13 protein-coding genes are annotated in these 15,042 nt (G+C 34.1%); 2 read left to right on the top strand and 11 right to left on the bottom strand.

What is annotated here, in order from left to right; translation table 11 throughout:
- Nucleotides 1-101: 101 nt before the first annotated feature.
- The 3 genes from HMPREF2846_RS06300 to HMPREF2846_RS06290 form a co-directional block, all read right to left on the bottom strand.
- The gene (locus HMPREF2846_RS06300; protein WP_002481446.1) at nucleotides 102-458 is read right to left on the bottom strand and encodes a transcriptional regulator, SarA/Rot family; all 357 of its coding nucleotides are present in this window, start codon (nucleotides 456-458) and stop codon (nucleotides 102-104) included.
- 286 nt (nucleotides 459-744) lie between these two features.
- Entirely contained in the window at nucleotides 745-2,784 is a 2,040-nt protein-coding gene (locus tag HMPREF2846_RS06295; RefSeq protein ID WP_070626170.1) for a helix-turn-helix domain-containing protein, read from the bottom strand.
- A 277-nt stretch (nucleotides 2,785-3,061) separates the two neighbouring features.
- Complete coding sequence (locus HMPREF2846_RS06290; RefSeq protein ID WP_070626168.1) at nucleotides 3,062-3,709, bottom strand: Bax inhibitor-1/YccA family protein; 648 nt, start codon at nucleotides 3,707-3,709, stop codon at nucleotides 3,062-3,064.
- Nucleotides 3,710-4,067: 358 nt separating this feature from the next.
- Between HMPREF2846_RS06290 and HMPREF2846_RS06285 the strand changes: the two genes are divergently transcribed.
- Nucleotides 4,068-4,862 (top strand): CHAP domain-containing protein, encoded by a 795-nt coding sequence (locus HMPREF2846_RS06285; RefSeq protein WP_023015435.1) that lies wholly within the window; start codon nucleotides 4,068-4,070, stop codon nucleotides 4,860-4,862.
- Nucleotides 4,863-5,078: 216 nt separating this feature from the next.
- Here HMPREF2846_RS06285 and HMPREF2846_RS06280 read toward each other — a convergent pair whose 3' ends face one another.
- The 6 genes from HMPREF2846_RS06280 to HMPREF2846_RS06255 all read right to left on the bottom strand — a co-directional run bounded on the left by HMPREF2846_RS06280 (nucleotide 5,079) and on the right by HMPREF2846_RS06255 (nucleotide 11,562).
- Nucleotides 5,079-6,086, bottom strand: a complete 1,008-nt coding sequence (locus tag HMPREF2846_RS06280; RefSeq protein ID WP_002481442.1) for an inorganic phosphate transporter — start codon at nucleotides 6,084-6,086, stop codon at nucleotides 5,079-5,081.
- Nucleotides 6,087-6,099: 13 nt separating this feature from the next.
- The gene (locus HMPREF2846_RS06275; protein ID WP_002481441.1) at nucleotides 6,100-6,717 is read right to left on the bottom strand and encodes a DUF47 domain-containing protein; all 618 of its coding nucleotides are present in this window, start codon (nucleotides 6,715-6,717) and stop codon (nucleotides 6,100-6,102) included.
- Nucleotides 6,718-7,111: 394 nt separating this feature from the next.
- Nucleotides 7,112-9,010: an FtsX-like permease family protein gene (locus tag HMPREF2846_RS06270; protein WP_070626166.1), complete on the bottom strand. Its 1,899-nt coding sequence runs from the start codon at nucleotides 9,008-9,010 to the stop codon at nucleotides 7,112-7,114.
- On the bottom strand, nucleotides 9,000-9,761 hold the full coding sequence (locus HMPREF2846_RS06265) for an ABC transporter ATP-binding protein (RefSeq protein ID WP_002481439.1): 762 nt from the start codon (nucleotides 9,759-9,761) through the stop codon (nucleotides 9,000-9,002). Before HMPREF2846_RS06265 ends, HMPREF2846_RS06270 begins: the two co-directional genes overlap by 11 nt.
- A 90-nt stretch (nucleotides 9,762-9,851) precedes the next feature.
- The gene (locus HMPREF2846_RS06260; protein ID WP_070626164.1) at nucleotides 9,852-10,895 is read right to left on the bottom strand and encodes a sensor histidine kinase; all 1,044 of its coding nucleotides are present in this window, start codon (nucleotides 10,893-10,895) and stop codon (nucleotides 9,852-9,854) included.
- Entirely contained in the window at nucleotides 10,882-11,562 is a 681-nt protein-coding gene (locus tag HMPREF2846_RS06255; RefSeq protein ID WP_002481437.1) for a response regulator transcription factor, read from the bottom strand. The genes HMPREF2846_RS06260 and HMPREF2846_RS06255 overlap by 14 nt, the downstream gene beginning before the upstream one ends.
- 207 nt (nucleotides 11,563-11,769) lie before the next feature.
- On the opposite strand from HMPREF2846_RS06255, the gene HMPREF2846_RS06250 reads away from it, so the two are divergent.
- On the top strand, nucleotides 11,770-12,276 hold the full coding sequence (locus tag HMPREF2846_RS06250; RefSeq protein WP_002481436.1) for a GNAT family N-acetyltransferase: 507 nt from the start codon (nucleotides 11,770-11,772) through the stop codon (nucleotides 12,274-12,276).
- 156 nt (nucleotides 12,277-12,432) lie between these two features.
- On the opposite strand, the gene HMPREF2846_RS06245 is transcribed toward HMPREF2846_RS06250, so the two are convergent.
- Together HMPREF2846_RS06245 and HMPREF2846_RS06240 are read right to left on the bottom strand one after the other, a co-directional pair.
- On the bottom strand, nucleotides 12,433-13,461 hold the full coding sequence (locus HMPREF2846_RS06245; RefSeq protein WP_002481435.1) for an alpha/beta hydrolase: 1,029 nt from the start codon (nucleotides 13,459-13,461) through the stop codon (nucleotides 12,433-12,435).
- A gap of 228 nt (nucleotides 13,462-13,689) precedes the next feature.
- Entirely contained in the window at nucleotides 13,690-14,757 is a 1,068-nt protein-coding gene (locus HMPREF2846_RS06240) for a YkvI family membrane protein (protein ID WP_070626162.1), read from the bottom strand.
- Nucleotides 14,758-15,042: the final 285 nt, after the last annotated feature.

The raw sequence follows: 15,042 nt of genomic DNA, 5'->3' as shown, positions 1-15,042 counted from the left end.
CAAGTTATAACGGTAGTTTGTCTACGGTCTGAAACAGCCCAAAACTGGGCTGTTCATCCACAATATTATATCTCTCTAGTATGGGGTGTTCAGATGTATTATCAACCTAAGAACTTATCAATGTCTTTAAGCATTTGATCAAGTTTTTCTATGTTTTTATCATCCATATAAATATAAACCTTACGTTCGTCAGACTCAGAACGGACTTTGCTGACACGGTCTTGATTGACTAGTTTACGAATGGATGCCAAAACTTTAGTTCGGCTAATTTCAAATGAATCTGTTGCAATCTTTAAAAAGGGCTGCATTAACATCTTTTCTTCGGTGCAATTCTCATGAACACAATTAAGTATTACAAAGTCATTCATGTTGATTTTATATGTTTCTTCAATGAAACGTGTCAAATCCATAAATTTTTTGTATTCATTGAGCAATTTCTCTAAGTTACTTTTTTTCAAAGTATACGCCTCCAGATTTTATATCGATATAATACATTAAGTATGAATATTAAAACTCTAAAAGTCTTTAGTGTTTCCCCACATTGTCTTTGCAATTTTCCTAAGTACGACAAATTGAATTGTATAAAATACAATTACCTTTTATAAACTTCAATCTATTTCGTTGTTTTATATAAAGAAATCAATTGCAATGAATTATATTCAACATCAACACTCAATGTGCCATTGTTAAAGTTGTGTTCAAATACATCAAACTTTGGGTTATTGGCGTTTTTTATCTTACGTTTTAAATCTTTTGGCCATTTAAATGTAGAATGTTAGGTGAAATAATCTCCTTGATATTACCGTGTTTATAATCTGTTACTTCACGTGTTACCAAATAATTGTCTCTTAAACTTTTATCTTTAAAACCGATATAGAAACGATGGCAACTTTGGTTACCTTCATGTATTTCATTTTCAATAATACGCCAGTCATAGACAATAATACTGTAATGTTCATCCCCACGTGTCATGAGACAAGCATCATCTTCATAGAAATAAAATGTCTCAAATCCAGACAGCTGTCTATATAAAAAGTACAATGTGGTTTTGAAACCATTTGTATCAAAAAGAAATGCGATATTCGTATCAGTACGTTGATATAAATCCACGCCGATTCCAGATAAGATACTATAAAAGCGCATAAACATATACATCATTAATGGTGTGCTATCTAAGAGACTCATATCTTCATTCAATAATTTTCTATTCGGAACATTAAGCAGTATATATTTACGTTCTTCTAAATGAACCTGTTTCATAACTGACTGCAGCGTATTCAAATTGGCTAGTTGTTTCATCGGCATTTTTTTATAAGATTTTTCCAAATAAGGATTTTTCAACTTTTCATTATCAATAAAGAAATAATCAAAATTCACTCGTTTAATTGGGAGTTCTAATGCTTTAAATTTTTCAGGATCATTAAACAATTTAGTGACATCTAGGTTAAAATTAACATTAAACCCAATTTCTTTAATTCTCATTTTTTGTATATAGATGTCTTTCAACGATTGATTCTGCAAACTAAATGTAATCGAAATCTTAGATGTATCCTTTTTAAGATCTGCATAGGCTTGATGATCTGTAAATGCACGTGACTGTAATAATTCATGTTTCACATAATCAATATCTTCTTTTGATTCAAGTTCAAAAGCTACCCTCGCATTGCTTTGATAGATAGTATCAAGCATAGCAACTAGTTCACTCGTGCTAAAATGTTGATGAATCGTTGGTATACTTGGATGGATTAAGAACATCACTTCATCATCGAAATCAAAGATTTCTTGATGCCTGTGATAAACCATCACTTCCTTCAATTCTTCAAGCGTGCGAATTTGAATCGTCATCACAAACGGACGTGTAGGAGAATAGATGGGATTATTATTATCTACATAAATAATGTTCTCTTTATCTTCTGTCCAGTTCTTCAGTATGTCTTTGATTTTCTTTAAATATACTTTTTTACCTTGTTCACTGACTTCAGAATCTTGATCCTTTACTAAATAACAAAGGTCTTTACTCAGCTTAGATTTATGTCTGTAGTCATTAGGCGTGGTATCTAAATGACGTTTAAATTTCCGATAATAACCACTGAAATTACTGAAACCTACTTCTTCAGAGATATCCAAAATTTTTCGGTCAGTCGTTACTAACAATTCTATAGAAAGTCCAATTCGTAATGTTTCAATGTAATTCCTGAAACCCATATTAAATATTTTATAAAAGGAAGAAGAGAGTGTTGTCGGAGAAATATAAACTTCTTTAGCTACTGTCTCTAAAGTTAGTTTCTCTCCAATATGTTCGTTGATATAATCTACGATTTTCTTTTCTCTATAATCTAGCGAGGCAATTAACTGGTGTGACGTATGTTTGATTTCAACACTCGCCTCTTCAATTAAAATGTCGCATATCTCACTAATACATTTTTTAATCCGTTCTTCTGTCAAGGTTTCTTCAAGATACTTTTCCAATAAAATCAACATTGCTTTTTCAATTTTACTGTTCGACTGAACCATTTGAATATTAAAGCAATAATTAAAAAAAGCGAAATCCTTCTCAAGGAACCAATCACTCGCAACATAAACCATCATCATCTTTTTGTTTTTCGAAACTTGAAAAACTTCATTATGGTTGATGAGACAAACCGTGTTATTTACTGTTTCAACTTGAGCGGACCTTTGGATTTCTGCTGTATCGTTTACTGGCCAAAGTAATAACACTCCATCATAACAACGATTGGCTGGCAAATTTTCAGCTGCGTATAAATCGATAATACTACTTCTCATTTATATAACCTTTAATAAAATAAGCTGTTTTAAGTCGTAATGATACATCTCTCTTTATTTTATTCCTTCCTGTAATTTCTCTAGGACTATACTCTACAAATTTAGCACACAACGCAATTAGACACAAATTTTAAAATTTAATAGTATTTTTATGTTGTTTCAAATTACGTAACGTATGATTATATCGTACTATTCTTATCAATGATAACTAGATTGTATAATATAATGAAGGACTGGAACATTGTTTTTCTTTGTTCCAGTCCTATTCTTGATGATATTAATCTCTAAAACGATTAGCTAAACTTAAGATATTAATAATAATATTCAATAAGTTCACAAATAAATTAAAGCCCATTTCACTTGGTGCAAATTGTCCTCGTTTCAATCTGTTAAAGTCATACAATGTATACAGCAAGAATAAGCCAACTGCTACAACATTGATTACAGTATAAAAAATCGGGTTTTGCACAAAGAAACCAATTAAAGTGGCCACAATTAACGCGATTAATACTACAAATAGATATTTGCCGATACTTGATGCATTCTGCACGAAAAAGTATCCAATGACACCAAACGCAATAAAGGCACCTACTGCAAGTGCTACGTTTTTATAAAATAACTCTGGACCCAAATTCTGCATGTATGTCGTAAATGCAGCATAAGCTAATAACCCAATTGCTACAGCATATATATTAGAAATTAAAAAGCCGAATTTACGTGATCGATTCACAAATAACGAAATCAAAATTAATACCGTCAAACCGATAGAGAGCGGTCTTCTCCAAGCATCAGGCAGATACTGGCCAAAATATGTACCAATACCAAAAATAATCCAAAAGTACATAAAGTAAAGCCAAACCTTCGCATAAGCACTCGATTTAGAGGTAGTATGTGTTGCGTTTACCAAGTTGTTCAACTCCTTCATTGAAACTATTTGTTAATTATTATTTCATAGAGTGTATTCTGATTTCCACTTTCTGATTTAGCAACTATAAATCTTCAAAGCGCTTTAGTGTATTGTCATTTTTCATTACAAACATTACATTAGTATTGTCAAAATCCAAATTTTCCTTCAATAAACCCTATATTGTCTAGTGTTTTCTGAATTTTAGACAATTCAGGTTTTATTAAAAATTATTACAAGCACGTAACAACCGACAAATCACCGCATATTTTTGATAAGATGTGGAAGTATAGAAATAATGATTGATATTCGTATTACATAGTAAATATAAAACGAATGTATAATTACTGAACCAAACTTATTAGAGGAGGAATCTCATTTGAAAAAGTTAGCAGTTACATTTTCAGTTGCAACAGGTGCAGCCTTAGCGCTTACTCAACAAGATGCTGATGCATCGACACAGCATACAGTACAAGCCGGTGAATCACTTTGGTCTATTGCACAAGAATACGGCACTTCTATCGAAAGCATTAAACAAGATAACAATTTATCGAATAATATGGTATTCCCTGGCCAAGTCATTACAGTAAATGGCAGCAGTCAAAGTTCAAATACAGGGGCGACTGTTAACATTTCTGGTGGCACTCATACAGTGCAAGCTGGTGAATCATTAAATATCATTGCTAATCAATACGGTACATCTGCTGAGGCAATCATGTCAGCTAACGGCTTGAATGGTTATTTAATTCACCCTGGCCAACAATTAAAAATTTCTGGCGCAGCTGGTGGTTCAGGCGGTACACCTACAGCTACACCTGCATCGAACCAATCACCGACATTTAATCATGCTAACTTATATGACTGGGGACAATGTACTTGGCATGTATTCAATCGTCGTGCTGAAACAGGCCAACCAATCAGTACATACTGGTGGAACGCAGATCATTGGGCAAACAATGCACAAGCTGACGGTTACACAGTAAACAACACACCTGCAGCTGGTTCAATTATGCAAAACTATGAAGGACCAATCGGTCATGTTGCATATGTAGAACAAGTGAATGGTGATGGCAGCATTTTAATTTCTGAAATGAACTACAATACACCTCCAGGCATTGTCGACTACCGTACAATCCCTGCTTCAATGGCTTCTAGCTATAACTACATTCATTAATAATCTAAAAAGACGATGACGCATCGTCTTTTTATTTTGACTTATATTTGAAAACCAATAGATGATGTAACATGCTAATCAAACTGAGCGCCTCAATAGCTTTTATATAGTTCTAAGACCGATTTATCGCAAAAAAGCGGATCATTTTCAAAATCAGAAAATGATCCGCTTTCTATTTAATGTTCTCTATGTTTATGTCTCAATGATTGAGATTGATTATAAGAAAATATTCATAATCCAGTAAATCATTGCTGCGACGAATGCTGAAATTGGTAATGTAATTACCCAAGTCACAATCATACGTTGCGCTGTATTCCATTTCACACCTTTGATGCGGTTAGATGCCCCTACACCAAGGATAGATGAAGATACAACGTGTGTTGTTGATAATGGGAAATGTAATGAAGATGCGACGAAAATTGTTAATGCTGAAGATAAATCTGCAGCAGCCCCGTTAGCTGGGCGAATCTTCATAATGTTACCGCCGACAGTTTTGATGATTTTCCAACCACCTACTGCTGTACCTAGACCCATAGCGGCAGCACAGGCTACTTTAACCCATAATTGCGGTTCAACATTGTTACCATCTTGTAAGTTCGCAACAATTAAAGCTAGTGTAATGATACCCATTGATTTTTGCGCATCGTTTGTACCATGTGAGAATGATTGTAATGATGCTGTGAAAATCTGGAATATTCTAAAGTTGCGGTTAGCTTTTGTTAAATTCGCATTTTTAAATACGACTTTAACAATACTATACATAATGAAACCTACACAAAAGGCAATCAATGGCGATACAATCAACACAATAATAATTTTAGTGAAGCCTTGGAAATGCAACACTGAAAATGAACCTTGAGATGCAACCGCTGCACCTGCAATCGAACCGATTAAGGCATGTGATGAAGAACTTGGAATACCGAAGTACCATGTTAACAAGTTCCAGAATATCGCTGCGAAAATAGCCGCTAATACCACGACTAATCCATTTTGCAATTTAAATGGATCCACAATGTCTTTCGTAATTGTCCCTGCTACACCTGTAAATGTTAATGCACCGATAAAGTTCATAATCGCTGCTAAAAAGATTGCGCGTTTTGGTGTCAGTGCTCTTGTCGACACTGCAGTAGCTACCGCATTCGCTGTATCGTGGAAACCATTAATAAAGTCGAACACCAATGAAAAAATAACGATAGCTACAGTGATAATTATAATATAATCCATTTTATATTACTCCTTAGCTATTTTTCATGATAATTGTTTCGAAATTATTTGCGACTGCTTGGCATTTATCTGCAATGTTTTCTAAGCTTTCATATATGTCTTTAATTTTAATCAATGTGATTGGGTCTGTTTCACTATTGAAGATATGTTTAATTGATTGTCTTAAAATACCGTCACAATTTGTTTCAAACTCTTTAATATTAATTGAATGAATACGCATGTGAGAAAGTTTCTTTTCTACTAATAAGCCGATAGCTAATTTCATTTCAGCTACTGCTTTTTGAATATTATCTACAAATTCAGCCATGTATTCATCTGAATACTCGATTGAATACATTTCGAACATTGCTGATGTTTCTTCCATTGCGTCTAAAACATCATCAATAGCGTTACATAAAGATAAAATATCCTCACGCTCGATTGGGGTAATGAACGTTTGGTTCAAGTCTGAGATTACTTGGTGCATTAATTCGTCACCGTGTGACTCATACGTTTTGATATTATCAGAATAAGCTTTTAAATCTAGGTGTGTGTTAAAGTCCATTTTCCCGAACTCAATTGCTGCGCGATCTAAATTGAATACCATTTCCTCCAATTTAACCATGAACTTATCCTTTTTCTTGTTAAACATTGAAAATCCTCCATTTTCAGCGATTGCTTCCCAATCACATTTCATAAATTTGAACTCAAAAGTATATAATTGTAAAAAGTAATCGTGTGATACTTTTGAAACTAATATGTATACCATCTTCACACTAGCTTCAAATAAATTTTACCTTCCTAAAAAGAAAATAGCACAAAATTTACAACACTACAATTCTATTTACAAAATCTTAACAATTGAACATAATTGTAATGTCCGATTACTTCGCTAAGTTTTCAAAATTTCCACAATCCTAAGCGAAAAGTAAATACTTCCTCTCTAAAAATTTTACCTAACTTCACCATTCTTACACATTCCAATCCAAAAAAATACTCCGAAAACTCATTATTTCAAGTTTTCGAAGTAAGTTTACTATTCTATACTATATTGACTGTTTTATAGTACGTTTTGTGTGTATATAAGCAATAATCGCAAATGATGCATAAATCAATGTATAAACTCCCATTACGATAAAGACTGGAGAATGATCATCAGATCCCATCAAATTCAAGAATGCCCATGATGCAAAGTATGCATGTGCCAAACCTACAATCAATGGCAAACCAAAGTTGAACATGATTTTAAGTTTTAAACCGTGACGCATGTCATTTTGTGTATAACCTAGCTTTCTCAATATTTTAAAGTTACCGATTTCATCTGTTATTTCATCCATTTGTTTAATGTAGATAATACAACCTGCCGCAATTAAGAAAGCAATACCTAAGAATGATGATATGAATAAGAACATACCATTATTTTCTCTATTATCCTTAGCTATTTCTTCTTTTGTCTCATAACCTGGATCAACTTCATCCAATGCTTTCGAAGCTTCTTTCATTTGAGATTTATCTGTAATAGTAAAGCCATATTGCGGAGAAAGGTCATCTTTATCTATTTGCCCTTTCTCTTTCAATAAACGATAGTCTTCATCATTGACGATTACCAACACACCGCCACGTAACGTAAGCAAGCTGAAACGTGTATCAAGTTCAGTGTCTTGTACTTTCACACGGAAGAGTTGTTGTCCTTGTTTATCTTGAAATGCTACATATGAATCGTTAGTAATCGGTTTTAAGAACAGACCTGTTCCAAAAGGGTGCGAAAGTTTTGCGGTATGATCAGAGAGCCCTGCATTCTCGACATATTTTTCACTTGTGACGCGAATACCTATCTCGTAGCCGACATTTTTCTTAAATAAATTATTCTTCTGAGACTGTACCATCAACAACTCTTTATAATTTAAGTCATAATCGATATGATGTTTTTTTAATGCTTTTTCATATAAATCCACATCATGTTTCGATTGTAATGTCACATCATATGGCGAAAACATATTGAGTTGCACTTTTTCCATCTTCATTTGTATAGCACTAAAACAAAGTACAGTTACTGTAATCGCAGAAATGACCGCAATAATAGTTATAGATAAGGCATTCTTTTTCATACGATGCATAATAGATGACGTGAAAATGACATCATTAATTGAAACTTGGCCTTTGTTTCTTTTCTTCAATGTCTTGAATAATAAAGATACCGTACTTCTAAAGAATAAATAAGCACCGACAATTGTCAGGAATAAAATTAAAAACGGAATAGCCATATTCGCTAAAAGCTTTGTATCAACCGCCATAACATATCCTGAAATAATCATCGCAAGCCCTACAATACCACTGATTGCTTCAAGTACTGTAATTTTATTTGATTTCACATCAGCCGTACGACGAGTTTGCATTAATCCTAAAATGGAACGTCGTTTGATAAAGAATGCGTTTTGAACAATAACTAAGATGTACGCAATTACTAACATCAATGCCGTTGCGCCTACTGCTTTTAAGCTGAAATGCAAATGTACCGTTTCATTCATTTGCATTAATTTCGTCACAATCAATAATAAAATTCTAGACCCTACTAAGCCGACAACTATGCCGACAAGACCTGTGACAACAAATATCGCAAATTGCTCTAACATCGACATACGAACTACATTTGCTTTCGTTAATCCGATTAATTGATAGAGTCCAAGTTCTTTATCTCTTTGTTTAATGAAGAGCTGATTCACATACATTAAAAAGATTATAATGATAATGAACAGTACAACACTACCTAAACTCGCGCCTTTTTGAATTAATTTCGAAGATTCACTATTATTGATTGTTTCTGTATATTTTAATGTCACAAAGCTAAAGTACAAGGAAATACTCATTATGAGAGAAAAAAGATATAAACCATAATGTCTGATGTTTTGTCTTAAGTTCTTTAATACAATATGTCTAAACGTCATAAGACACACCGCCCAAGACGCTTTGTGCTTGAATGATTTCCTTATAGAACGCTTGTTTAGAACGTTCACCTTGGTATAGCTCAGAATGTATTTGACCATCTTTCAACATGATGACACGGTTTGAATAACTGGCTGCTGCCGGATCATGTGTCACCATTAAAATAGTCGTATCAAAGCGTTCATTCATATTTTTCAAACGTCTTAATAAATCTTGTGCACTTTTAGAATCTAACGCCCCTGTTGGTTCATCTGCGAAGATAATTGCTGGACGTGTGATAAATGCACGGGCTGCAGAAACTCTTTGTTTCTGACCACCTGAAACTTCAGATGGATATTTATTTGCTAAATCTCTGATACCTAATGTTTCTGTCACTTCATCAAATCGTGCATCCACTTCTTTTTTGGATAACTTTTGAATAGATAACGGCAACATAATATTTTCCTTAACTGTCAATGTGTCTAATAAATTATAATCTTGGAAAATAAAGCCGATTTCTTTTTTACGCACTTCTGACAGTGCTTTGTTACTTAATTTCTGCAATTGATGTCCGTTAAGTTCCACTGAACCTTGTGTTATATAATCAATGGAGCTTAACATATTCAATAATGTCGTTTTACCAGAACCAGACGGTCCCATAATTGAAATGAATTCACCTTTTTCAACTTTAAACGAGATGCCTTTCAGCACTTCATGCGCCACATGCTTATTTCCAAATACTTTTGTTAAATTGGATACTGTTAGAATTTCCATTTTTTGCGCTCCTTTTTTCTTAACTCTTGTATTTATAGTGTACGCATAAGTGATTTTATGGTCGTTGATTTGATATTACAAAACGCATGTTTAAAGTGACGATTTTGTCACTTCAGACATACGTTCTAACATTTCGTTCTGTTTAGGGAAGATAAAAGAGACTGTTGTCCCTTCTTCTGCAATAGAATCAACCGATACTTGTATATGTAATGGCTGTTTGATTTGATCCACTAAATATAAACCTAAACCTGAAGAAGTTGTCTCGTGGCGGTATTGTGTTGACGTAAAACCACGTTCAAATATACGCGGCATATCTTGAGAAGCAATTCCGCGTCCTGTATCTTTGATTTCAAGCACAATATGTCCTTCGACTTCTTTAGTGATGATTTGTATCTCTGTACCCGCTTGACTGTATTTCACCGCATTTGAAAGGACTTGGCGAATCATCATCTTGCACCATTTCATATCTGTAAAAACCTTATCTTCTTCATTAAAGTCTATATCGAACCCAATACCACGCTGTCTACAAATATTACGTGTTAACTGAATTTCTTCAATCACCATACGTTTTAATGAAACGCCTTCAAAATATAAATCTTGGTGCTTTTGGCTTAATCGTGATAAATACAATTGTTGGTCTAACATTTCATTCATGCGTGACCATTCAAACAATAAAGCTTGTCGACGAGTCATATCTTCTTCTTGATCAATGATTAATTTCAATGCGGTTAAAGGTGTTTTAATTTCATGCACAAATTCCGTTAGGCTTTGTTCATTTTCTTTTAATTGCACAGATTGCCTAGATACAATTTGTTTTTGTCTTTGAATCATCAGATATAAATATTGTAAGACTTCTTCTTCCATCGGAGTATTGGCCGCTTCTTTATGCTTCAACTCCTCAACTTCTTTCATTTCAGACAATTTTTTGTTGAACGAAGTTTCATAGTTGTAAGAAAAAATGAGGAACACCAATGTGAAGATAACATTACATAAAACGACATAAAGCATAGATTCAACAGATAAATTTTGATCTAGTACAGCTAAAATCACTAAAAAGATTTGAAAGCCAACAATCAACGCCAACCAATTCAAACGAGAGACTAAGTAATTTGAGATACGTTTAAATATTGTCATGTGCTAAATATCCTTTGCCGACCCGTGTTTCAATCGCATTAGTTAATCCAAAGTCTGCTAACTTTTTACGTAGTCGATTGATATTAACCGTCAACGTATTATCACTCACAAACGCTTCATCATCCCATAACGCCGTAATGATCTCATCACGACTGACAATTTGATTACGATGTTTTAATAAAATCTCTAGAATAAGCATTTCAGTTTTAGAAAGATGTGCGGTTTCATTTCCTCTCTCTAATACGCCTTTACCAAGGTCCACTTGGACATCGCCCCATGACAACATACGTTGCTCCTCTAGATTGAATTGATATACACGGCGATATATGGCTTTAAGCTTCGCGATTAAGACATTAGTATAGAAAGGCTTCTGCATAAAATCATCTGCCCCTAGTTCCATACTCATAACTTGATCCATTGGATTATCTCTCGCTGATAAAAATAAGATAGGTACATTCGATTGATTACGTATTTCACGACACCAATAAAACCCGTCATATTTCGGCAACTCTACATCCATGATAATAATTTCTGGTTGTTCCTGTTCAAATGCTTCCATAACTTGATTAAAATCATCAATACCAGACACTTGCAAATCCCAATGTTCTAGTTCTTTTTTTAATTGTTCAAATAAGGACTTGTCATCTTCTACCAATAAAATTTTCATGTTATCACCTATTGTTTTTATTTCGAAATTATTTCAAAACTGTTTCATTTACATTTCACAACTTTTATTTTACACTTATCTTTGTGCGATTCTCTAACAATCATTGCGTTCTATCATTTTAAAGTAAAATGAAACTAAAAACGATGCAGACAATCGTCATTTACGCTATACTCAGTGTAATACTACCTTATATTATGGAGGGTGTCTATGGAACATACGATTAGAGAAATAAGTATCAATGATGCAGATGCATATATTGCTTTATTAAAAGATATCTATGATGAATCTAGCTATATGCTGTATAGCCCTGGCGAATATGTGCCATCTCTTTCAAGCGCATTACAGCAGCTTGAACATTTTATCACTTCTCCATCGAATACTATTTATCTTGCAGAAATCGACGGTAAGTTGATTGGTTTTGCGATTGTCACATCTCGCGAATATGAACGTACACGCCACGAAACACGCGTGCGTCTTGGCATTCGCGCACAATACCGCAGCAAAGGTGTTGGACAATCATTATTAAATGCAGTGGATGCATGGGCATACAATCACGATATTCGTCGTTTAGAAGCATTAGTTGTCCCTCAAAATGAGCATGCTGTAGACTTATTCAAATCAGCAGGCTATCAAATTGAAGGCGAAATGCGCGATAAACTCAAAATAGATAATAAATACTATAGTGAATACGTTATGGCTAAACTATTGCACTAATATTTCTCCTGATATGTCACAAACATATCAGGTTTTTTATTACTTTCATTTTCTATTTTACATATAACCCACTTATTATCTTATAACAAAAAGAAGTATCTACAAAGCCAATTACTTTGTGATACTTCTTTTAAAATATGATCTGTTGTTAACATACTAATCCTTATAAGGATTTAATTGAATCGGTTCAAATTGCTCATCTGGATTTTTAATCGTTGTTGAGCTTGTATTTCTACTTAAGAAACGTTGTACAGAGACTAGATTTTCTTTTGATTCTGGTAAGTTTAAATGGAATTGATACTGATGTCTTAAATGGTGTGACCCATCAAAAAAGAATGTATCGACTGATGTACCGTCTTCTTCTAAAACCCGTGCAAATTCTTGATTTTGACTGAAGAATGGATCTGCATCCCCAACAGATAAGAAAGTCGGTGGATAATCTTTTGTGACATGTTCCACTGTCGACATTTCAGATAAATCTCTGAATTCACTTTCCCACTCTTCTGTACCAGTATAACTTCTCATAAAGAGTTGAATACGTGGGAACTCTGTTTCTCTAACTGTATTCATGTTATAGAAACCACCGAAAAAGATAGCTGCACGAATATTTTTCGGTTTGAAACGTTGTTTAAAGTGCATATCTTTTCTTAACTGTTCATCTGTTTGAATCGCAGTAAATTGACTGGATAACTGTGCACCTGCTGAGTCGCCGCCGAACACCACTTGCGTAAAATCAATCGGCAATTCATGCGGATTCTTTTTAATGAATTTTACAGCTTGATCCATTTGAATTAAAGGGGTCGGATATTTGTACTGTGGTGCTAAAGCATAGTTAATATTCACTACAATATAGCCTTGTTCTGCGATTTTTGCCAACAATGGATTTTTATATTGTTTATCACCCGCAATAAAGCCGCCGCCATGCATCCAAAAAATCACTGGTAATTTCACATCTTTATCTAATTCTGCTGGTGTGATGATATCAAGCTGACTCTTCGGGAATGCTTTACTATATGTAATATTATTAAAGACCTTTACATTATTATTGTTAATCGCGACTTTAGGTTTCATATTTTGTTTATGTTGATAGTCCATATAAAGTTTTATACCAACACCGACAGCGATGCCTAATAACACGAAGATAATCGCACCGATTGCCAGCCATTTTTTTCTTCGACTGTTCATTTGATTACCAAGTCCTCTCTTTATTCTATCGGCAAGATAATTTCCAGTTTGTATTTATTATACTTTATATTTAAAGTCATCTCAAAGGGTGAAATCAAGAAAAATAGCGCAGCAAAATCAGCTGCGCTATACCTATTGTTTTCATCATTACTGCTTACAAGCAGTAAGTTGACCTTCATTATTCATAAGTTTTCTGCTATATCTAGTAAATGTCACACATTGGGCAATTTATGCGATATGTTGTTCATTCTCTTTTTTACGTTTGAAATATTTCACTAACACGCCAATAACAATCGCAAGTCCGATAACACCCATTGTTGGGTATAAGAAGTTGATCAGACTTGAGAAACCTACGAAACTTAATCCGTAAGCGACAAGCATCATAATCACGATTAAAATGTGATATTTTTTGCTATAAGGTGTTGTGAATCTTGCTGCGAATGAATAAAGCAGACCCAAAATTGTGTTGTACATTACGGCTAACATCACAATTGACAATACAATTGTTACGATTGGGTGAATACCATTCGCTAATGTCAATGTTGGAATAGCCGCTTCTTTGATTGCTGGGAATTCAGTTTGCAATGCAAATGTAATCAATGCTAACAGAATCGTATAAATGATACCGCCGAACATTGCACCGGCACCTGATACTCTTCTACGACTTGCGTCACCGCCGATAGCGACGATTGTACTAAATCCTACCGCAAACGCTAAACCGCCGTAAACTGTTCCCATGATAATGCCCCAAAGCGGACTTGTCTTAGGCATTTCTGCATTAATTTGATTAAATGGCACTTGACCTTTAAATAGGTAAATACCTGCAATCACAATCACTAAGATGATTAAGAAAGGTGTTACCACACCAAGTGCGCGGACAATCTTATTGAAGTCCATAAGTAATGTAATATAAATAGCAATTACCATAATCAGTGAACCTAACCATGTAGGGATGCCATAACTTTCATGGAATGCAGAACCTGCCCCTGCAATCATTGTGACAGAAATTCCGAATAAGAAGAAGACCAGTATATAGTCGACGATCCGTCCAACGTATTTTCCAAATAAATATGCCAAAGTTGATTCGTGGTTTTCAGCATCGAAAGCTGTCCCTATCTTTGCGACCTGTCTTCCGATGAATCCTAAGATAATACCTGAAATTAAAACACCGATATAAGCCCATAGACCATATTCAGTGAAGAATTGCATAACTTCTTGGCCTGTTGAAAAACCTGCGCCGACGACTACACCGACATAGGCAAAGCCAATTTTTACTGTTTCTTTATTAAACGTCATAATAACGTTGAATACCTCCTCGTGTAATTAAAAACAATGCTTGCCAACGTTAATACTTACTATCCATAGCTTATGTTTCTGTCTTTTTCTGAAAAAGGCCATTACTTATTCCATGAAAAGTATATAGTAACAATAAAACACTCAATTGCGCAATAGCCGTTAAGTGTAATTACCCAAACACAACAATAAATTACCCTCAATTTGATAGAATTACTCATTAAACTTTGTAAACATACCCATTAGTAAAACTTATGGATAAATATCACTTTTGTGCAAAACAAAAAG

The organism is Staphylococcus sp. HMSC056G08 (assembly GCF_001812305.1).
Lineage (GTDB): Bacteria > Bacillota > Bacilli > Staphylococcales > Staphylococcaceae > Staphylococcus > Staphylococcus simulans.
The sequence above is the reverse complement of the archived record's forward strand: the minus strand, read 5'-3'. Positions and strand labels throughout refer to the sequence as shown.